The following is a 21,998-nucleotide window of genomic DNA, read 5'->3' on the forward strand; positions in this document are numbered from 1 at the left end:
AAGGGAAAGGGGTAAGGGGAAAGGTTAAATTTATCCCTTTACCCTTTACCCTTTAACCTTTTCCCCTGTCCCTCATCTCCCCCTGCCTCCCCTGCTCCCTACGTATTCGGAATCAGCCGCCCACAAGGATAAGTCGCTGTTTGCTTTTGGGCACTTTCAGCCACTGCTGTGGGAACTTGATCTGATGGTTGGGTTTTGGCTGCTAGATAGTCTTTTTGCAGCTTCTCCAAAATGGCTTCTCGTCTGTCGTACACACGCTTCAGAGGACGAGGCTGGCACTTGTTCAAAACGTATGCTGTCACCAATGGTAGAGCGATCGTACTATCGGTATAACAAACAATTGTGTTAGGTAACTCTTCCGGGTCAATTTTACCCCAACTGACCGCTTCCGATGGGGTTGCTCCAGATAAACCGCCCGTATCTGGACGCGCATCGGTAAACTGTACAAAGTAATCGTGTCCTCGTTCTTCTAGTCCTAATACTTCGTGAAGTTGCGGTTGGGTTTGTAGCAAAAAGTTTTTGGGACTACCGCCACCGAGGATTACGGCCGCACTTTTACCACCCGACTCACGGGCATTATATGCGATCGCAGCCGTTTCATTTACGTCAATTGATGGATCTATCACCAACTGCGAACCTTCCAAAGCTAAAGCCGCCACGTTCATCCCAATTGAGCTATCTCCTGGAGAAGACGTATATATAGGCACGCCATACTCATAAGCTGTAGCAAGCAAGCAGGAATGCTGCACACCCAACTGCTTTTCTACTTCTCGAACATACTTACCCAGTAAATGATGAAACTCAGCAGTTCCCATGCGCTTCTGAAACGCTTCCCCTTGCAAAATCTTACGGATGAACGCATCAGTTTCTAGTAGTACGTCGTAACCAAAGATAATGTCATAAATGCGAATAGTGCCTTCTTGGCGCAGTTTCACATCATCCAAAAATGGATTACCAGCAAAAAGTTCAAAGCCTAAACCGTAGTGCATATCATGGTAAAGATTTGCACCAGTGCTAATCATCCAGTCAATAAAGCCGTTGCGAATTAAAGGTGCAAGCGCTGAAACCCCGAATCCTGCCGGTGTCATCGCACCGGAAAGGCTAACTCCCACCGTGACACCTTCCGTTAGCACATCACGACTCAGAAGTTGGCAGATTTCCCGCAACCGCGCTGAGTTGTAGGCCGTGAAGTATTGATCGATCAAATCCACCACATTGATATCATTTGATATAGGTGTGGGTGCGATTTTTTGACCCAGCTGTTTAGACATTTTGGCACTCCCGAACAGTAAACACGCCGAATCTAATATTTATTCAACGCTATTTCAATACCTTTAGCTTAGAAATCCTAAAAAGTGCTCACTTAATGCTCAAATACTATATTTATTTTTAGTATTTAAATATTAATAATAAGTATAAATTAATACTCATTATTAATGCTCAATAAATGCTCACATATTCCTTTATACCGTATAAACTCCAAGTACTATTCCAAGTCTATCTCACACCCTACCACACAAGGATTACAGCCATTTCTTCACTAAGGCATCTATTCTTATAGCAAAAGCCTTGGTGATTAGGACATCAACAGATAATAAAACTTAGACACAAAAAGACTTTTCACCCAGTCTCCAGTCCCCAGTCCCCAGTCCCTTGCTATAATTCCCGGTATCATTCGGATAAAAACCAAAATCGGCAGACGGAAAGGGTAAAAGGGTGATAGTAGAATCACTCTTGCCACTTTACCAGGGATTGCCAACCATTGTGAATCCAGCCCAATAATAAGGATGGGTAAGTAATTGATCGCTTTCATCAACACTATCAGCAGGTAAAGGCAGGCTCCCTGCTACTCCCAAACCTTGTATTTGACCATTTTTTACGTAAATCTGCCCTTTTACCATACCTACTTGAGCAAGTCTTAAAGCTTCTGCCTTAATAGAAGCTGTCCTCAAATTATCATAAAATTTCGTCATCAACGCTGCGGTACCAGCATCGTTGACCGACCAAAGACTGGCAACAGTAGTTTTGACACCTGCCAGTACCGCTAAACCCGCAAATCCCAGTTCGGACTCTTCATCCCCTAAGGCTGTTCTACAAGCACTCAGCACCAGCATTTCAACTTGGGGTTCATTCAAGCGCAACTGTCGTAGTTGGTTCAAGCGTAACTTGTCCTCCCACAGTTGAATATAGGAATTACTTAAAGTGCCAGGAGCAAAATCGGCATGAGTTGCCATGTGAATAATCCCAAAAGGTTCTTGGCGGCGGATAGTTTTGAGATTTTCTAAGGTGGCTTGCTTGTCTAACAATAATTTGCCCTGCCAGAGTTTAGACACTAATATTGATAATTCAAGGGGGACTGCTGGTAAAGGTTCTTGTCCCTGAGTACTCTGAGAAACCCCTAATGCTAGGATTTGAGATTTTTTAATGTCTTTATAGAGGGTGTTAGTCAAGCTAAGACTTGGCATCAAGCCAATGCTGTATTTTTCTACTAGAAACCCCTTACCATCGTGAAGTGCTGCCATTGGGGTTGAACGTAAACCGATGTCTGGTAAAAAGACCAGATTGTTGATTTCTCTTGCCTGTAAATCTGCTTCTAGTGGTGCAATAATCCAGCGATAAAGTTGTTGAGATGAACGCAAATAACCAGTGCGGCGACGGTTTTGTGGACTAACGATTTGCTCACGAAATTCCTGAGCTACTTGGAGAACTTTGGCTCTAGTCGTTTCTCTTATGCGCTTACGGATAGGATCACCTTTTCCAGTTACTACCACTAGTTCCAGTTGGTCGCTACCCTGCTCTGCTATGGTATTCAACTGTTTAGTTCTCTCTGGTAGAATCTCCACAGGGACAAAACTGGTGTAGATAAATGCAGGTTTCACACCAGTAGCTTCTTCAATTTTTCGAGCAATTTCTTTAGCATCATCTAGTGTTTTGATTCTAGGCGTAGGGATGCCTAAATGGTCGGCAAAATCATCTGTGAAATCGCCTTCGAGAGTGGGATCGGTATTAATAACGGGTTTATCAATATTAGGATTATTGGGCCCAGGGTTATTCGGTTGACTTGGTGAATTGCACTGGAATGTGCAGGGGGGAACATCCGGCTCATCTGGCTGCTCAGATACAACCGGCTCATCTGGCACAACCGGCACAGTGATGTTGATTCCGATTTGTGTTAGTGCTGAAGAGGATACACCATCGCTTGCACTGATGGTAAAGGCATTGAGTGACCCATTAGTATCTGCCGGAGGTGTGTATGTTAAAGTATCGCCGCTAGATAAGGTAGTCACACCAGGGGTAACAGGAGCGCCATTAACAGTCAGATTTCCCGTATTTACTGCATCAACCCGGATGGAAGTAATGTCATTATTAGCATCCGTAACCAAGGCGGACAAACTGCCGAATGTTAAGCTCACTGGCTGATTTGTCTGGGTATCGGGTAGCAATGAGTTTGCCGTTAATGTAGGTGGGGTGTTGACGGAAGTAATGGTGATGCCTGCTGGAGTGCCGCTAGCATCTCCACCATTAGGCAAAACTGGAAAGTTCCGAGAAGGGATGATTGAACTCCCTCCTGCATCAATTGTTCCGGCTGTGCTATTGACACTTGTCGCATCACCTACGATAAATGGCACATTATTTGGGCCGCCATCATGTCGAATTGTGACAGTACCTCCTACGGGAGGTGCAAAGCTATCAACAATCACCAAAGGTTCAACGATCGCAGGAAGAGTATAAACTTCTTGATCAACTTGTCTCACATCGGGATTGTTAAGAAAAATGCCTGCGGTAGCGATCGTCTCACCTGTAAAAGTTATGCCTGTTCCTTGAACCAAACCGTTTGTTAGCACTTGCACATTACCACTTTTGACAGCGTTTGCATCACCAATATTTGTTGCACCCCTAGTATCGATGCTGCTAAAACGAATTGTGCTACCAGCAGTATTGGTAGTCTGTAAAGTAACGCTGCTCCCTGTAACGCTTGCATCACCATCTACTGCAATGGCGGTTGCTGAGGCATCAATAGCACCATTAACGGTGATATTGTCTGTAGCAGTTAAGGTGACTGTGCCAGCCGTGCCGGTAAAATTGCCACCTGATTCCTTGAATACATACGAGTTAATTGCCCCGGTGGTAATGCTGCCGCCTGTAGTTGTTGCCACTACATTGCCACCCGTACCTGATCTATTCGCACCATTTGAAAAGGAATCAATTGTACCTGTAACGATATTACCTGCGGCACTCAAGCTTACTGTTCCAGCCGTATTATTAGTAAGAAACCCTTCAGTATTGCTAGTACCAAGATTATTTAGAGTAATCCCACCACTGGTACTTTGGGCTGTAATATTAGCCCCTAAATAGCCCAGACCACTGGTGATAATGTCACCCGCGATGATATCGCCAATCGCAGACAAGTTGACGTTGCCACTATTGCCAGAAAAATCATTAGTTGTATTTAGATTCCCTAGCGATAAACTGGCTCCAGAAATGTTTATTGCTCCTCCCTTAGTCTCAATTGTGTTGGTAGGGTCAACAAAATTTACAGAACCGCTTTGTGAAAAGAGGCTGAAGCTACCGCCAGTACCCAAGCTTAATGTAGCAACACCATCTGTTGTTACTAGGGGTGTCGCTCCGATGATGTCATTAATGGTAATATCGCCTGTGGCTTGTAAGTTGATATTTGCACCGGATGCTGCGATCGCACCCCATGAAATTGTATTAGCCCCAATATCTGCATCACCAAAAGCAATATTGCCAGCGGTAGCATCAAAAGTTCCTACTCCACCATCGATAATAGTTAATGTGCTGGGGTCTATTAATAAAGTGCCAAAGCTACCATTGGCGGCGGAAGTATCTACCAAACCGTTGAAGGTTAAGAAGTTTTTGCCTGATACTTCTACAAAACCACCATTCCCGGCATTTGCTCCTCCGCGAACCGAAATGTTACCAAAAAACTGAGTTGTGTCGTTACCCCAAACAATAACGCGTCCTCCGTTTCCATTCAATTTGCTATCGGCATTAATGACGGAATTTGAGTCAACATAAGTCTGATCGGCATTGGGTAAAGTCCCTTTACCTTGATAATCACCGCCAATTAGCACAGTGCCGCCGCCATTGCTTCCAGAGGCGTTAATATTACCATTAATCACCCCAACTCGTTTACCCAAAGCAGTTACTGTACCCACTTTCTGACTCGATATATCCACAATGCCCGAAACAATCGTTGTACCTGGAGTTGTGGGAATCGTAACGTTAGAGCTTGTCAATTTTACAGTCCCATCAGGATTAGCAGTTAGCCCAGTGTTACCAGCTGTGAGCAATTCCGGTAAAGATGCAATGGGAATTGTCCAGTTATTGGGTTGTTTGCTACTAGAGGCGAGGGGCTGAATTTCTAGACTCAACAGATTTCCTGGCTGACTGAGACGCACCCAATTTTGTCCTGGTACGGATGTGATAGAAATCTGCCCTCCCGGTGCTGAAATTTGCCCGGTGTTAACCACAGTACCGCCCAATAAGTTCAAATTCTGCCCAGTCCCTACTGCCAAATTTCCAGTATTTGCGATCGCTCCTGGCTGGTTCGTACTAAAAGCAAACCCATTGGGGTTTCCAACTAAAGTAGTGTAGTCATTAACACCGATAGCATTGAACCAACTACTGCCAAAACCAATCCCATTGGCTGTTGTCGCCGTGAAAGCACTAGGCACATTTAAACTGGCGTTTGCTCCAAAAATAAATCCGGCTGGATTCATCAAGAAAAGGTTAGGATTGCCACCTGTTACCTGAATTAAGCCATTAATAATAGAGGCATTCCCACCTGTAATTCGACCAAGAATATTTTGCAACGCCGGACTAGCTTGAAAGTTGGCGATTTGTTCTGGTGAAATCCCAAATTGTTGAAAGCTATGAAAGAGGTTTGCACCATCTCCAGAAGTTGTGCCGCCAGTGATATCAAGTCGATTGCCGTTGGGTGTAACAATTGTGTTTGTTCCATCGGTAGCAGGGACAATTTGTTGCGCTTGGGCTAATCTGGGACTTACCAACGAGGCAATAACTAACACTGAAGCGGCAATGCTAGGCAGTAGAGGTTTTTTGCGCCGTAATATGAAGCGACCTGCGGGTAATTCTACATCAATTTGTAACTTATTTGCTAATCCGCGCCGCCAAAGTGCTTGAGCGATCGCCTTCTGTGACCAGAGTATTTGTTCTGTTCTTCTGATAACAGACATGCTTTGGGAATGAATCCGGTAAAGGTAGAGTGGGTCTTGAACTCGGCGCACCTGGGCTACTTCTGAAAGTCGCAGACATAGTTCATAATCATAGGCACAGCCAGAGAAAGATTCGTTAACACCTCCCACCTGTTCGTAAACTGAACGGCGCATTAGGCGGAAGTGGAAAGTCATGAAGTCCACCAACAGAGCTTCTTGAGAGTAAGGAATGTCACAACGATGACCGTAGCTGAGAACTTTGCCATCTCGATCAATATTTAAGTAGTCGGTGTAAACAAATCCTGCTTCTGGGTGGCGGTTGAGAACTGTAGCGGTTTGGGCAAGGGCGGTAGGGGCAAGAATATCATCACTGTCTACTATACCAATGTAAGTGCCACTAGTTTGGCCGATTGCTGCCTTACAACTCGCAGCAATTCCTTGATGGTGTGCTTGGACTACCCGCACTCGTTCATCTTGTTGAGCATAAGCGTTAGCGATCGCCACTGAGCCATCTGTAGAGCCATCATCCCAAATCAGCAGTTCCAAGTTTTGCCATGTCTGCGCTAAAACGCTGGCGATCGCTTCTTGAAGGTAAGACTCCCGGTTGTAATTGACGATGACTATGGAAATCAGTGGTGACATCGAAGTAATCCCAAGTTTTCTACGTGCCTACCACAATATAATGTTAAGGGCTTTCACTTAGGGAATGATTGCTATTTATTATCTTTTAGTTACAAATTGTCTTAAATTTGCATGTCAAAAATATGATATTCAAATACCCATGCACCTATAGCATACTCAAAAATTGAAATCAGCCATGTCGTAAAATCAGGCACACCACCGAAAAGAAATGACAGGAACAAAAACTCATGTTAAGTCTGGAGCAACGACTCAGCAAAAAATTGTCTATCTATCTCATCAGTTGAACACTTGGCATCTGGCAATTAGTCAATGGAGTAAGCATAGTTTCGGTTTCAAGTGTGGCTTGCTAATTCTGCCTGCGGTCTGGATTGTAACAGCTAATGGACTTAGAGCTACAGCCGATATCTCTACACCAAACCCGGCTGAAAATAGTAATCAACAGTTACAAATAGTACAGGAAACAGAAATTTCCCCGGCAACTGACCCCAATCAATCAGAACCAAACCCTGAATTATCCCCTACACAAACAGAAACACCACAACGCATTCGGGTTCGCAAAATCCAGGTCTTAGATAGCACAGTTTTTACTGAAAATGACTTTAATCCAGTTGTCAAACCCTTTGAAGAACGGGACTTGACTTTAGAAGAAATCAGACAAGCCGCAGATGCTATTACCCAGCTTTACCTAAATAAAGGCTATATAAATTCCAGAGCGATTCCAGACACTCAACAAGCTAGTACCGCCGATGGTGTTGTGGTAATTCGGGTGATAGAAGGGCGTTTGGCAGAGATTGATATCGAAGGGACACGGCGATTAAATCCATCTTATATTCGTAGTCGCATCCAATTAGGTGCTGGTGTCCCTCTGAATACTGGTAAGCTCGAAGACCAACTGAAACTGTTGCGACTTGATCCCCTATTTACAAATGTGGAAGCAAGTCTGCGCCCAACGGGTAAGGTTGGTCAAAGTATTCTGATTGTCAGAGTTGAAGAGGCAAACTCTTTAACTGGTAGCTTGGGTGTAGATAATTATTCGCCTCCGAGTATTGGGGCGGAAAGATTGGGTGTTGAATTACGATCGCGCAATTTAACTGGTATGGGAGATGAGTTAGCAGGCTCCTATTATCACACGCTCTCTGGTGGTTCCGATGTATTTGATTTTAGCTATCAAGTTCCTGTTAATGCCATGAACGGCAAGGTGCAGCTGAGAGCAGCATTTAATCGCAACGAAATCACTGAGTCACCCTTTGATGTGTTTGATATTCGGGCAAACCAGGATCTTTATGAAATTAATTATCGGCAACCATTGCTGCGATCGCCAAGAGAAGAATTTGCCCTATCCTTGGGATTTACCTATCAAGATGGTCAAACCTTCCTTTTCAATAACCTTGCAACCCCCTTTGGCATTGGGCCTGATGCCAATGGCGTTAGCCGCACCAGTGTAATTAAATTTGGTCAAGATTATATTAGGCGCGAACCTCAAGGAGCCTGGTTTTTGCGATCGCAGTTTAGTTTTGGCATTGATATATTAGATGCAACTATCAACAATGATCCCATACCTGATGGTCGCTTTTTCAGTTGGTTGGGTCAAGTACAGCGCGTGCAGCAACTCAGTGACGATCATCTGTTGCTCATCCAAGCAGACTTACAACTAACACCAGATAGCCTTTTACCTTCCCAGCAATTTGTCATTGGCGGTGGACAGTCTGTCAGGGGATATCGCCAAAATATCCGCTCTGGGGATAATGGATTTCGTGTAGCGATCGAAGATCGGTTCACAGTCCAGCGCGATAAATCTGGATTATCCACGATTCAACTCGCGCCATTTCTAGACATGGGAGCCGTCTGGAATCAGTCTGATAATCCCAATCCGCTACCCAATCAAACTTTTCTGGTGGGCGCAGGCTTAGGATTATTATGGAATCAGGCAATGGGAATTGATAATCTATTTTTGCGGCTTGATTATGGATTTCCATTTATTGATCTGAGCGATCGCGGTAATAACGCCCAGGATGATGGCTTTTACTTTAACCTTCGTTATCAACCCTAGGAAATCGATGCGTCATATAGGAATCCGATTTGATTCCCTGATGTTTATTCGCTGGATGCTATAATTAACAGTTTGGCATAACAGCTACTGAAGAACCAAAAATATTTTCCCAAAAGTAACAATACTATTATTTATTCGTCGGTTTGATGAAATTATTGCTTACGTGCTGTCTACAGTATTGAGTGTGCTGCTGTTAAGGTTATTGGGTATGCCTTGGTGGGAAGCTCTCAATCACGCCATAACTGGCATTTCTATGGGTGGTTTTACAATTACGGGCGAGAGCTTGACTGTGTATGCACCAATTTTACAGTTAGCTGCGATCGCAATTATGATTACAGGTGCAATTAGCTTTTCGGTACATGCACAATTTCTCAGTCAGCGCCAACTATCTATTCTTTGGAGAGATCCTCAACATTGAGCGCTATGGCTATTACTGGGATTGGGAACAATATTATTGCTAGTTGTACATTACTCGTTTACAGGCTCACTTAGCTGGCTCGACAGCGTATTTCAATGGGTTTCAGCCTTAACAACCTGTGGTTTTAATACAGTTAAAATCCAGAATTGGAGTCCCAGCGCTAGATTACTGGTAAGCTTACCTCGACCTAAAGGTGCGAGGCTTTAGCCACAGATTTGAATCATCGGAAACAGAGACATTTGCCCCTGCAATTGACAACTCATCCCCGGACTTTCGGGACTGCTTACAGAAGCCCCCAAAGCAGCAATATTATTAGCCGCGTTTATATCAGCATCATGTTCAAATCCACAATGCCCACATTTAAAACTCTTGCCGTTGCGATACGATTTACCCTTAATTGGGTGAATATGTCCGCATCGGGAACAGGTTTGACTCGTGTAGGCAGGTGGAACAAATACCACTCTTACTCCAGCAATATTCGCCTTATACTCAACAAACAAACGCAACTGATAGAACGCCCAATTATTAGTTCTTCGGCGTTCAACCTTGCTCCTTGGTTTTTGGTTCAAAGATTGTCTAATGTTAGTCAAATCCTCAAAGGACAATGCTGCATTGGCAAGTTTTGCGCTCTGAACAAGAAGATCCGAAATATTGTGATTCAACCATTTCTGAAACCTTTGTTCTCTCCCAGAAAGCCTTCTCAACAGTCGTCTAGAACTGCGAGTGCGTTTGGATTGAACATTAGACCTGACCTTACTATATCGGTCACGAATGGCTTGAATCTGCTTTCCGCTCCACGATTCACCTGTGGAGGTGGTGGCTATGTCGCGCCTACCAAGATCGACTCCAATTACCTTGGGTGTTTTACCTGTGGGGCTGGTAGGCAGGTCAACACAGACATTGATGTAGTAGTCGCCGTGTTTTGTTTTATTGAGGGTAGCAGACGTTGGGGATTGCCCTTTGAGCAATGGCAACTGATAGTTACCAATACTCAACTTGAACTTAACTCGACCACACATCAAGGTAACGCCGACGGTTTGCAAATCCTCAATATATTGAAAAGTCCGCACATCCAAACTCAAAGATGTCGGTCTAAATTTGTGGACTTGCTTAACTGCTTTAGCGTTACCAATCACACGACGAATTGCTTGGCAGACATGGTTTGCCTTCAAGCCAGTAACCTCACGAATTGGCTTGTAAACCAAATGGTGAAGCTTCGTAGTATTCCAGCAATTCTCGCGTTTTGCAATCTCATATATCTGATTACAAGCATCAGCAAATCCTTGCAGAGTGCGGTCTATCTTAGAACGCAACTCTACAGGTACTTGAAGCTTACATTTTACAGATATTGTCTGCATTTGGATGGTCTAATAATTCATCCCATTGTACCATGTAAAGCCGTGCTAGAAGCACGGGGCTTCAAACCCATTTTTCTGATAAGTTTGGGAATGATTTTTGGTGCGGCTTCTGGTTCTACCTGTGGCGGACTCAAACTCAGTCGCATTGTTACATTGTATAAAACTGTAGTATGGCATTTACAGCAGATATTTCTCAAATCTGACCAGTACATACAGTATAAACTCGATGGTCAAGAACTTACGGAACTTGAAGCTCATCGTCAAATTAAGACAGCTACAGTTTTGGCAACACTTTGGCTAGGGTTTTTAGGAGTCGGAGTTTTGATTTTGCTCCATATTGTTGAACCGCAATATACAGTTCCCGATGTGATTTTAGAGGCGGCTTCCGCAATGGGAACTTCAGGCTTAAGCGTAGGAATTACCAACCCAGACTTGCATTGGATAGGCAAATTAATTTTAATTTTGTTTATGTGGATGGGGCGAGTGGAAATTATTCCGGTGCTGGTGCTGTTTGTTTCTTTTTTACGTCCCGTGAGGCAAGTAATTAAGATTAAAAAATTATATTGAAAAATTTTGCGATCGCTATATTTAGGCATGAGCCAATAATTGCGATCGCTTCCGACCCAGAGAAGATGAAGTACTCACCACTGATACTTTACTTATCTAAAATACTATGTACATAACGTTCAGTTTCTTCATCCGACATTGCTATTCACAATGTATATCCTTCTAGAGGACGATAATAAACCATAGCAATATCGATACCATAATTTTTAAGTGCATATGTCATGTAGTCCAAAATAAACTCAATCATCTGCTGAATTTATCCATCAGAAAATAATTCGGATACACAATTTTTTTACTTGACTGCATAAATTTTTTCCCATGTTTTGTAGTAGCGAAAAACACAATTTACTCATTTTTTCTGAAAATTAAACGTCATAAATCAGGAGTATTGACCATGAAAGCAGTGGTTTTTCACGGAATTGGAGATATTCGATTAGATAACGTACCAGAACCTAAAATTCAAGAACCAACTGATGCCATTATTCGGTTGACTTCTAGTGCCATTTGTGGGACAGATTTACACATGATTCGGGGAACATTCACAGGAATGAAACCTGGCACAATTCTGGGACATGAAGGTGTTGGCATTATTGAAGAGATTGGCTCTAATGTGCGGAATTTTAAGGTAGGCGATCGCGTTGTCGTTCCCTCAACAATTGCCTGCGGCTACTGTTCCTACTGCCGTACAGGATATCATGCTCAATGTGATAACGCCAATCCCCACGGACATAACGCCGGAACAGCTTTTTTCGGAGGCCCAGAAGCAGCTGGCCCCTTCGATGGATTGCAGGCTGAATATGCTCGGATTCCTTATGCTAATGCGGGATTAGTCAAGTTACCAAAAGAAGTTACAGACGACCAAGCAATTCTATTGTCTGACATCTTCCCTACAGCATATTTTGGAGCGGATATTGCAGAGATAACACCAGGAGACACTGTTGCCATTTTTGGTTGTGGTCCTGTTGGACAGTTTGCAATTGTCAGCGCCAGACTGTTCGGTGCAGGACGCATCATTGCAGTAGATACAATTCCCTCACGCTTGGAGATGGCACGTGATTTGGGTGCAGAAGTCATCGATTACAATGCCGAAGACCCAATTGAAGCAATCCGCGAACTGACTGGGGGAATTGGTGTAGATAGGGTGATTGAAGCAGTTGGCGTAGATGCTAATGCTCCTGACAGTGGCCCAGCAGCCGAAAAAGCTCAAAAAGAAGCACAACAATTTCAACAGCAGTTACAACAAATTGCCCCTAAAACCAATCCTCAAAATGGCAATTGGCATCCGGGTAATGCTCCTTCTCAAGCGTTAGAATGGGCAGTTCAAGCATTAGCTAAAGCTGGGACACTCTCGATTATTGGAGTTTATCCTCCAACCCACAATTTCTTTCCCATCGGCACAGCAATGAACAAAAATCTCACTATCAACATGGGTAATTGTAATCACCGCAAATATATTCCAACATTAGTGGATTTGGTTCGTAATGGCACAGTAGACCCCACAAAAGTCTTGACCCAAGTTGAGCCACTAATGTCAGTTATTGATGCATATAAGGCATTTGACCGACGGCAACCAGGTTGGGTGAAGGTAGAATTAGTACCTGGAGCAGCTTTAGCTAATGTTTAGAGTCTTTGTCAAGACTGTGTTATGAACTGAAAATTTTATATCAGCAAGTTACCTTACTTGCTGATAGTTTTTGCTTTTGATTATATGAGGTTGTAGAGCACGACTTAAGTTTTTGATAACTTATCAAACTTGTCACTCTTATTAACGTAAATTAGTTTATTTATGTCATCCAAAATTCGCAGTCATCCTTATTTTTTAACTAACCAGCTGTCTAACCCTAATTACCCACTTTTAGTATTTCTACCTGGAATGGATGAGACTGGAAAGGAATTAATGTATATTGAAACAGCAGGTTTAGAAGCTGCTTTTAATGTACGTTGTTTTGTAATTCCCCCTGATGATCTAACAAGTTGGGATGAAATGACAGAAGGAGTGGTAACTTTAACCCAGATAGAACTAGAAAAAATACCGCGTTCGCCTGTTTATCTCTGTGGAGAATCATTCGGCGGTTGCTTGGCACTCAAAGTCTTAGAAAAATTCCCTCAACTATTTACAAAGATTATTTTAATTAATTCTGCTTCTTCATTCCATCAAGTACCTTGGTTAAATTTAGGTTCACTTTTGTTTCCTTACACACCACAATTCTTCTATAAAATATCTTCGTTTTTATCTTTGTTTTTTCTAGCTAATTTAAGTCGAATTTCGCCTGCTGCTAGCCAAAGTCTTTCAAAATCGACCAGTTCTGCACCAAAAAAAACTGCTAATCAGCGACTATCTCTAATGAGAGAATTTGATATTGATGAAAAAAAATTATCTCAAATTACTCAACCTGTCTTACTAATTGCTAGTAGAAATGACCGACTTTTACCTTCAGAGGCCGAAGCACAACATTTAAGTAGTGTTTTTCCTAATTCTCAGATAATAACTCTACCTCATAGTGGCCATGTCTGCTTAGTTGAAAGGGATGTTAATCTCTATCAAATTTTATTATCCGCTAATTTTATCTTTGCATAATGGTAGTATTTTAAGTGGTACATAATGACTCATTCTATAGATAAACAAACTATTTGGCTGAAATTGGCTTTGAGAATTTTTAGTATAGGGTTGCTGCCTACACTAACTGCTTATCCAGCTTTAGGTGCAGAGCGCTTAAAATTTAATTATGGTCTTTTAGAAAGCTCTATCCCGATTAGTTCACTCGAAACTTATACTAGAACAGGCAAAGTAGACGACGATTTGTCTGCATATAGACAGTATGTAGGGAAAAAGCAACTAGCTCAACTACGGAAAGTTTTACTAACTCGCATTCCCTTAAATCAAGTAGAAGTTTCGCAGTTTCTTTATACACCTATTGGTGAAAGATTATTAGAGAATTTGGGGAAAATTATTCAGACAGAATCTAACTTATCAGGATTTTATGCAATTCGCGCAGCACTGATTTTATCAGCCGCAGATCAACAAAATTTTACGCTTTTAAATGTATTACGCAAGTTTCCGGCGAGTGCAATTTCAATTAACTTAGACCAGAGTTTGGCAATAGCAGAGTCATTACAGAATTTAGTAAATCAAACTCAAAATGCAGTAGCACTTATTAATCAACAATCCCAACAAAAGGTAACTACAGCTTCTACGCTTAATAGTATTCCATTGATTGACTTAGGAAAAAACGGAAATTTTCGTTTCTTAAAGCAAACTATTATACTTAATGACCTCTTGCGTAAGAGGATATTTCCCGCTGATATTTATCTTCCAATTACTCAAAATCCTCGTCCGATAATTGTCATTTCGCACGGACTTGGTTCTGACAGAACGAGTTTTGCGTATCTCGCTGAACATTTGGCTTCTTATGGTTTTGTCGTTGCTGTTCCAGAACATCCTGGCAGTAATTCACAACAATTACAAGCATTATTCACAGGTACAGCAAATAGAGTTACCAATCCTACAGAACTAATTAATAGACCTTTAGATATTAAGTTCTTACTAGATGAACTGACTCGTTTATCCCAGTCTAACCCAACATTTAGGGGAAGTTTAAATTTAGGACAAGTTGGTGTATTAGGGCAATCATTTGGTGGATATACGGCATTAGCATTGGCAGGCGCAAAGATTAATTTTGAGCAATTGCAAACTGACTGTCCAGCTTTAGAAGATACGTTAAATGTTTCGCTTTTGCTTCAATGTCTGGCGGTCAATTTACCAAATGCTCAATATAACTTATCCGATGCAAGGATAAAAGCAGTAATTGCTATTAATCCAGTTAATAGCAGTATTTTTGGTCAAGCTAGTCTCAGCAAAATAAAAATTCCAGTGATGATTATATCTAGTAGTTCTGATACTGTTGCTCCGGCTTTACCAGAACAAATTCAGCCTTTTACTTGGTTAACAACTCCAAATAAGTATTTAGCACTCATCAATGGCGGTACACACTTTTCTACTATTATGGAATCACCAGATGCAACCATACCTTTACCTAGGCAAGTAATCGGTTCAAGTCCAGCGTTAGCACGCCGTTATGTTAAAGCTTTGACTGTTCCTTTCTTTGAAACGTATGTTGCCGAACAGTCAAGTTACTTTCCTTATTTGAGTACAGATTACGTTAATATAATTAGTCAGCAACCACTACCCTTAAGTTTAATAAAATCTCTGACATTTGAACAACTGCAAGAAGCATTTCAATAAAGATTTCGCAGATGGATAAACCTATATAATTATGAAAGAAGTAGTAAATATTATTAATTTGGAAAGCAAAGGTTAATAATTAGCATTAATTAGGAATACAGCAACTCGCAATTAGCCTTGGTTGACCCTTCCTCGTGACGTATTTGCTGCTGATAAAGCCAGTTTTGGCTACATTTAGGCTTAATTTCTCTTTAAGTCCCACTAGAGAAGCAGTTGAGTAAGCCGACATTGCAGCGATGCATCACTAATTGTTCGCTATTAGACAGATATAGGACTAGTATTTGATTTCTGAAAAAACTCATTACAAGTAGTAAGCCTTCTTTCTCTTTGCCTATTGCCTATTGCCTACCTACGCAAATCAGTATGGCTACGCCTCCCGTAAGGGATACAGAAATCAAATCGGATTCTTATATCCCTTTGTACTATCTCGTAGCCTTATTCAAAAATAAAATCTGATTCCTATACTTTAAGTTACTTTTACCGACTTACTTAATTCTACTTGACTTATCAATATTTCCTGACCTATGTCAGCATTTTTTGTTTTAAAAACCACTTAAAAAGCGCATTTTCAAGTTCTTAGCGATTTTTGGGGAATTTATTTTTGATTATTTACTGAGCTGATCTCCATTTGCGGTGTACTCTCAATATACGGTAACTATCACGTTCGACCTTTGAGATAAATTACACCCAGAGGTGAATACCATGAAAAATTATGCTGCTCAACAGGAATTTATACTAAGTCAAATCACAAATAAATATTTTCAGCGCCGAGATTTCAGTGGATGTGACTTGCGTGGAATCGACCTGAAAGGAATTGATTTAACTGGTATTAATTTCATAGGTGCGGATTTGCGTGATGCAAATTTGTGTGGTTGTGTCCTCACTCGTGCTAATTTAAGTGGTGCAAATTTGATGCAAGCTAGCCTGCGTGAAGTTAATTTGTATGAAGCATCTTTGTGTGAAGCTAATTTGACTAATGCTGATTTAACAGGGTCAAATTTGTGCGGAACTTTCTTATGGCGAGCGAAATTCACTGGTAGTAATCTTTGGAGTGCTTCTTTATGTGATGTGGATTTGAGAGAAGCAGACTTAAGTGAAGCCATATTAATTGAAGCATCACTGATTGAAGCTAATTTAGTTAGAGCAAATCTCACAGGAGCAAAGCTATGTGGAGCAAAATTACTAGAAGCTAATTTAACTGAGGCCAACTTAACTGGTGCGGATTTGACATGGGCTAATTTAACCAAGGCAAACTTGAGTAAGGCAAACCTTTGGGAGGCAAACCTGATTTATGCAAAGCTCCGGGATACTATTATGCCTGATGGCACAATTGGGCAACCTCAGATAGTGATTTATTAGTTATTGGTCATTAGTCATTGGTCATTAGACATCTCCAGAAATTAATTATGCGTTACCTGTAACCCTTGTAGAGACGTTGCATTGCAACGTCTCTACATTCATTTTCGGAGATATCTAATGCCCAATGACTAAAACTCACGTTGTGAGAAGATAAAAATAGCGATCGCTAACAACATCGCACTATAAAGTAAGCCATAGCCAGCATTTGTAATCAGTGCAGTTGTGTCAGGTAGTGCTTGTAGACCATAAACGGCATCATTTTTCAAATCTAATCGAGATAAATCTGGCAAGATGAGAAACAAACCTTGAGTCAGACGTTCCATGCCAGGGTTGCGGCTCAGACGCCCAAGTTGGACTAAATCTTGAGTAATATTTCCGATTAGATAGACCGCAAAGGTTAAAACAGTCGCTAGCAGTGAAGCATTAAAAACACCGAAGGTAATAGCCACAGCGGTGATTAATGACAACTGCAATAATAAGAAAATTGCAGCAATTAGAATGCTCACCGTTGGATGAGGAATGTTACCAAATTGTAGAAATACCAGATAAATTGCTGTCATTGTGGCGACCAATACAGCTAATACTGCGGATAAACCCAAGTATTTGCCGATGATAATTTCGCTACGGCTGACAGGTTTAGCAATTAACACCAATATAGTGCGTTTGTCAATTTCTTTATTAATCAGTCCCGTACCAACAAATATCGTCACAATTAACCCGATGGCATTCATCGCCGCCATCCCAAAATCTAAAAACATTTTGTCTTCAGTCGTAGCTGCAAATTCAGGAAGTACACGGAAGGCAGTGGCGAGTATTAGCGCATAAAAACCAAGAATATATAGGATGCGATCGCGTACCACTTCCTGAAACACATTCTTTGCTAGTACAAAAATTCTGTTAATAGTCATTTGTTATTTGTCATTAGTCATTGGTCATTAGTCATTAGTCATTTTTCACCTTGTCCCCTTGTCCCCTTGTCCCCTTGTCTCCCCCTGCCTCCCCTGCCTCCCCTGCTCCCCCTGCCCACTCCCTCATCTCCCCCACTCCTCACTGCTGCGGAGGTGGTGAGCCAGCAATAAGTTTACTGGCGCGATCGCATTCAATTTCTGCAACTGTAATCTTATTGTCTGAATTGCTAGTTGCTGCAACTGGTTCAATGCGACAAGATTTTTTCAAGTAATAGCCCCGTGGGTTAGAACTCGGGCCTGTCCAAATACTTAATAAATCTAATATATATCCAGACTTAGTATTAGATACACGTGGTTCAATACGCCATAGTTCCTTCTCTTCATATTTACCCAAGTTCTTTTGAATTACTTCCCTACCCAGAGTTCCTACCCGCTGTCTGGCATCTAGCAACCATTTCTCTACTTCCGACCAAGGTGTTGCAGCTATTTGTTCTATTACTATTGGTTGAAGTTTCTCTAGAATTACAGCGCCGTTTCGTGGGATTTTTACTTGTTCTTCTGTTCTGACAACAATGGTACTATTTTTAAAAGTATCTGCCTGTAAACTGGGATATTGTTGGAACCAATTATCCATCACAAAGTAAAATTGAATCCAGCAACTTAGCAGCATACTACTAGCAACTAAAATTATAATTCTTTGGCGGTCTTCTGGTTTAGGAATTCGAGCTTTGGCATCGGTATCATTTCCTTCAATAAATTCTGGTATTGCCGTAATTAACGCTGAGATTGTTGGCCAAAAAACGATTGTTCTTGGTGTAATTATGTCGTTTTGATTTCCAAATGCAAAAACACTCACTAAAAATCCAGTGATCACTGCCCCGACTGGCATAAAAGTACCAGGAACCCTCAAAGGATCTTCAGTGGTATACCAAGCTGTGCCGGCAATTAAAAATAACCAACCAAAAAAGGCAATTATATCTTTAATATAACCTATAGCAAAATATGAAACTACCCAAGAAAAAATACTTAAATAAATAAATGTTTGCCAAGAATAAGCTCTGGGTGGAATTAATACCCTTCTAATTCCTGCATAAAGCCCTTCAACAAATTTAAATGCCCCAAATACATCTTTAAGTAGCGTATTCATGTTTATCCCTCCACCTGTTAATAATTAATCACTAGTTTTCCTTTGAATTAAGTAAAATTTGTTATTTTGAACGAAACAATAAAATAACAGTTATAGCGCTATAACTCAAAGAATTTGCTATTAACGTAGTAATCACTAAATTTGTATTCTGTAATTTAGCACTACTGAAACTACGCCATCGTCGCCTTTGAGATGTTTGAGGTTCCTCTTGCTTTGTAGCAACTGGTTCACTCAATGATAGTAGTAATACTCTTAAAATGAAAAACTTCATTATAAAAGTAGCAAAGAAAATTATACAAGCAGTTAAAATGACTAAAGTTTGTGTATTTGCAGATTTAAAATTATTAAAAAACATATAATTAATTAATTCTGATTTCATCTGTATTGACAGCATTGGTTCTGATATAAAAAATATGAACCAACCAATTACACTAGAAAACAGATTCATAGAGATAGCATAAAAAATGCTAGTTTTTTTGTCAAATTTTAGTCGATTGTGCAAAACATAAGCTTCGATGGGGATGGCAATCAGTACAAATAAAAAGTCAAACAGAATTCCACCAATAGGAAAAATTCTAGGAAGCATCCAATTTTCAGGCATAAATGGTTAAGGGTAAGGGTTAACTGTAGTGAGTATAACTGGGATAGTGAGGGTGATGGGGGAAATTATTCCATTGTTGTTGTCCTTTACTATGCTAGTATGCCAGTATTCCCTTGTTGATATTATTAATACATCATACGGAAGCGCTAGAGGGGCAGTTTCTCTACCTAAGATTACAAGACGTTAGGTAAGATTAAAGACTGCCACGTTATAGCTTTTTGAGAAATGACAAGGAACGGTATTGGTATTCGCACGGCGCAAGTGCGTCAGGAACGGCTCATTGGTCAAATTCACGTCTACGATGGTCTGGGTAAAGGTAAGTCCCAAGCGGCTTTGGGGGTGGTTTTGCGCTCTATTGGCTTGGGGATAAATACGCCTAGCAATTCTAACCGCGTTTTACTGCTGCGGTTTTTAAAAGGGCCGGAACGTGATTATGACGAAGATGGTGCGATCGCAGCTTTACAGCGCGGCTTTCCCCATTTAATTGACCAAGTTCGCACTGGGAGAGCAGAATTTTTTGGCCCAGAAGAAATTACTACCTTTGACAGAAATGAAGCGATGCGGGGTTGGGATGTAGCCAAAGGTGCGATCGCTAGTGGTTTATATTCAGTTGTCGTCTTGGATGAAATTAACCCGGTTCTGGATTTGGGTTTGCTACCAGTAGATGAAGTGGTAAAGACATTAAAATCCAAACCCCAAGAGTTGGAAATCATCGCCACCGGACGCGCTGCGCCGCAAAAGTTACTCGATATTGCAGATTTGCACTCAGAAATGAAGCCTCATCACCACCCAACAGCCAAAGCTCTCTTCCTGGAAGGGATTGAAATTTATACTGGTGCTGGTAAAGGCAAGTCTACTAGTGCTTTGGGTAAAGCCTTACAAGCTATTGGTAGGGGAATTAATCATCCAGGATCTACCCGTGTGTTGATTATGCAATGGCTTAAAGGTGGTAGTGGCTACACAGAAGATGCTGCGATCGCCGCCTTGCAGCAATCATATCCAGAAGTAGTGGATCATCAGCGCTGTGGTGGAGATGCGATCGTCTGGCGAAATTCCCGGCAAGAATTAGATTATGTAGAAGCCGAACGGGGTTGGGAAATCGCCAAAGTTGCGATCGCCTCTGGGTTGTATAAAACTATTATTCTTGATGAACTAAATCCCACCGTTGACTTAGAATTACTCCCCGTTGAACCTATTGTCCAAGCTTTACTCCGCAAACCCCGCGACACCGAAATCATCATCACAGGCCGTTGTCAAAATCCACCAGCGTATTTCGACTTGGCTAGCGTTCACTCAGAGGTTTACTGCCACAAACACTATGCTAATCAAGGTGTAGAACTCAAACGAGGGGTAGATTTTTAGGCGTTGCTGATTAAGAGTATGAATTGAGTTTCACATAAATATTTCTTTTTCTGAAAGTCCTACGGGGCTTATGAGGTGTGATGCATTCTACTTTTAGCTAGTAGACTCGTCAATATTTAGGTGGGTTTGCCTTGCTACGGATAGAGATCGCTGCTGCTGTTTTTGATTCCTTCTGATAGCCGCAGCAACCGACCCCGTTCTTAATTGGAGTATGTGCTGAGTCAGTTCGGATTGAGTCAGCAAATGTAATATGGCTGGAGTGCAACAAGGACAAAACAATTGTTCAAGGGGAAGCATAACTATTACTGTCTCAGATTTGTATTGTATATTGAGTTAGGCATTCATGTTGCACTAACGACACCAGTATGTGTGACAAACTAATTCAGGGGACTCTTGTCAATCTTCCCGTTTTTCATGATGAGTTTAAAAGCTAAAATTCCACTATTCAACCGAATGGATATTAGTACTATTCAATTCAGAGGTAGTAGTTGCACCAACTGCCATTACTTGAGACCATTCACTGACGCGGTTGTTATCTAAGACAGCTCGCACTCGATAACCAAGCTGAATTTTATGCATTAACAAAATTAAATCACGGTTGAGTAATCCTTGTGATTTTTGGTTTTCATTAGATGCAGCTTGTATACGAAAGCAGCGATCGCTTTGTCGTTTGAACTTGGGAGACTTGCCTTCCATAAGCACCGTTTGCAGTTCGTATGCTTTAGCTTCAGGATATGCTTCCCAGCAAAGTTGCCAGTAACTTGACCAGCGAATTAAATCTGATGGTAATTCCTCCACCTCATCCGACAATGTAGACACAAGCCCGGTGACTGAAGGTTGTAACACTTGAGGCTGAATGGAGGTGATATCAGCAGTTCCAGGGTTTATAAATCCTGGTTGCCCAACCTTCTGTGCAGCTATAGATGAACCATCATCAACAATTAGTATCAGCCCGAATATCAAAGTTAACAGCAGCATTAATCGTAGGCATTGTAATTGCACTAACGACAAGATTTTCAGATTCATAAATTATGCAAAAGTTAATTGCTTAGGCACAAGCCAAGAAAAAATATACCAGCCGTCATAAAACCCGTATTTCTCACAAGCTTCAGGCGTTTGATGGAGCAGAGGGGCAGAGGGGCA

The 21,998-nt window shown here is 41.5% G+C and carries 15 protein-coding genes; 8 read left to right on the plus strand and 7 right to left on the minus strand.

All coding sequences use genetic code 11. The features are described 5' to 3' along the window. Window positions 1-98: 98 nt before the first annotated feature. Both VB740_RS29260 and VB740_RS29265 read right to left on the minus strand, forming a co-directional pair. Entirely contained in the window at window positions 99-1,271 is a 1,173-nt protein-coding gene (locus VB740_RS29260) for a homospermidine biosynthesis protein (RefSeq protein WP_323203347.1), read from the minus strand. Between the two features lie 471 nt (window positions 1,272-1,742). After that, window positions 1,743-6,842 (minus strand): CHAT domain-containing protein, encoded by a 5,100-nt coding sequence (locus VB740_RS29265; RefSeq protein ID WP_323203348.1) that lies wholly within the window; start codon window positions 6,840-6,842, stop codon window positions 1,743-1,745. A 208-nt stretch (window positions 6,843-7,050) separates the two neighbouring features. Here VB740_RS29265 and VB740_RS29270 point away from each other — a divergent pair, with 208 nt between their 5' ends. After that, window positions 7,051-8,892 carry a ShlB/FhaC/HecB family hemolysin secretion/activation protein gene (locus tag VB740_RS29270; RefSeq protein WP_323203349.1) on the plus strand — a complete coding sequence of 614 codons (1,842 nt, stop codon included), beginning with the start codon at window positions 7,051-7,053 and terminating at the stop codon, window positions 8,890-8,892. A gap of 154 nt (window positions 8,893-9,046) precedes the next feature. After that, window positions 9,047-9,310 carry a potassium transporter TrkG gene (locus tag VB740_RS29275; RefSeq protein ID WP_323203361.1) on the plus strand — a complete coding sequence of 88 codons (264 nt, stop codon included), beginning with the start codon at window positions 9,047-9,049 and terminating at the stop codon, window positions 9,308-9,310. Between the two features lie 203 nt (window positions 9,311-9,513). Here VB740_RS29275 and VB740_RS29280 read toward each other — a convergent pair whose 3' ends face one another. Continuing rightward, on the minus strand, window positions 9,514-10,623 hold the full coding sequence (locus VB740_RS29280; protein ID WP_323203350.1) for a transposase: 1,110 nt from the start codon (window positions 10,621-10,623) through the stop codon (window positions 9,514-9,516). On the opposite strand from VB740_RS29280, the gene VB740_RS29285 reads away from it, so the two are divergent. The 5 genes from VB740_RS29285 to VB740_RS29305 all read left to right on the plus strand — a co-directional run bounded on the left by VB740_RS29285 (window position 10,516) and on the right by VB740_RS29305 (window position 16,837). Further along, the gene (locus VB740_RS29285; RefSeq protein WP_323203351.1) at window positions 10,516-11,235 is read left to right on the plus strand and encodes a potassium transporter TrkG; all 720 of its coding nucleotides are present in this window, start codon (window positions 10,516-10,518) and stop codon (window positions 11,233-11,235) included. The two genes, VB740_RS29280 and VB740_RS29285, sit on opposite strands and share 108 nt — an antisense overlap. Before the next feature lie 394 nt (window positions 11,236-11,629). Beyond that, window positions 11,630-12,859: a zinc-dependent alcohol dehydrogenase gene (locus VB740_RS29290; protein ID WP_323203352.1), complete on the plus strand. Its 1,230-nt coding sequence runs from the start codon at window positions 11,630-11,632 to the stop codon at window positions 12,857-12,859. Window positions 12,860-13,021: 162 nt separating this feature from the next. Next, a complete protein-coding gene (locus tag VB740_RS29295) occupies window positions 13,022-13,813 on the plus strand; it encodes an alpha/beta hydrolase (protein ID WP_323203353.1) in 792 nt (263 codons plus the stop codon). A 24-nt stretch (window positions 13,814-13,837) separates the two neighbouring features. Beyond that, the gene (locus VB740_RS29300) at window positions 13,838-15,478 is read left to right on the plus strand and encodes an alpha/beta hydrolase (RefSeq protein WP_323203354.1); all 1,641 of its coding nucleotides are present in this window, start codon (window positions 13,838-13,840) and stop codon (window positions 15,476-15,478) included. A gap of 702 nt (window positions 15,479-16,180) precedes the next feature. After that, complete coding sequence (locus VB740_RS29305) at window positions 16,181-16,837, plus strand: pentapeptide repeat-containing protein (RefSeq protein WP_323203355.1); 657 nt, start codon at window positions 16,181-16,183, stop codon at window positions 16,835-16,837. A 128-nt stretch (window positions 16,838-16,965) separates the two neighbouring features. Here the strand turns inward: VB740_RS29305 and VB740_RS29310 are convergent, their stop codons facing one another. From VB740_RS29310 to fraC, 3 genes are all read right to left on the minus strand, one after another. Beyond that, window positions 16,966-17,745: an ABC transporter permease gene (locus VB740_RS29310; protein WP_323203356.1), complete on the minus strand. Its 780-nt coding sequence runs from the start codon at window positions 17,743-17,745 to the stop codon at window positions 16,966-16,968. A gap of 139 nt (window positions 17,746-17,884) precedes the next feature. Next, a complete protein-coding gene (gene fraD, locus VB740_RS29315; protein ID WP_323203357.1) occupies window positions 17,885-18,892 on the minus strand; it encodes a septal junction protein FraD in 1,008 nt (335 codons plus the stop codon). Window positions 18,893-18,953: 61 nt separating this feature from the next. After that, window positions 18,954-19,493 carry a filament integrity protein FraC gene (fraC, locus tag VB740_RS29320; protein ID WP_323203358.1) on the minus strand — a complete coding sequence of 180 codons (540 nt, stop codon included), beginning with the start codon at window positions 19,491-19,493 and terminating at the stop codon, window positions 18,954-18,956. Window positions 19,494-19,718: 225 nt separating this feature from the next. On the opposite strand from fraC, the gene VB740_RS29325 reads away from it, so the two are divergent. Continuing rightward, window positions 19,719-20,855: a cob(I)yrinic acid a,c-diamide adenosyltransferase gene (locus VB740_RS29325; RefSeq protein WP_323203359.1), complete on the plus strand. Its 1,137-nt coding sequence runs from the start codon at window positions 19,719-19,721 to the stop codon at window positions 20,853-20,855. 441 nt (window positions 20,856-21,296) lie between these two features. Here the strand turns inward: VB740_RS29325 and VB740_RS29330 are convergent, their stop codons facing one another. After that, window positions 21,297-21,881, minus strand: coding sequence for a hypothetical protein (locus tag VB740_RS29330; RefSeq protein ID WP_323203360.1), 585 nt, complete (start codon window positions 21,879-21,881; stop codon window positions 21,297-21,299). Between the last annotated feature and the right edge of the window lie 117 nt (window positions 21,882-21,998).

The organism is Nostoc sp. UHCC 0251 (genome assembly GCF_034932245.1).
GTDB lineage: Bacteria > Cyanobacteriota > Cyanobacteriia > Cyanobacteriales > Nostocaceae > Nostoc.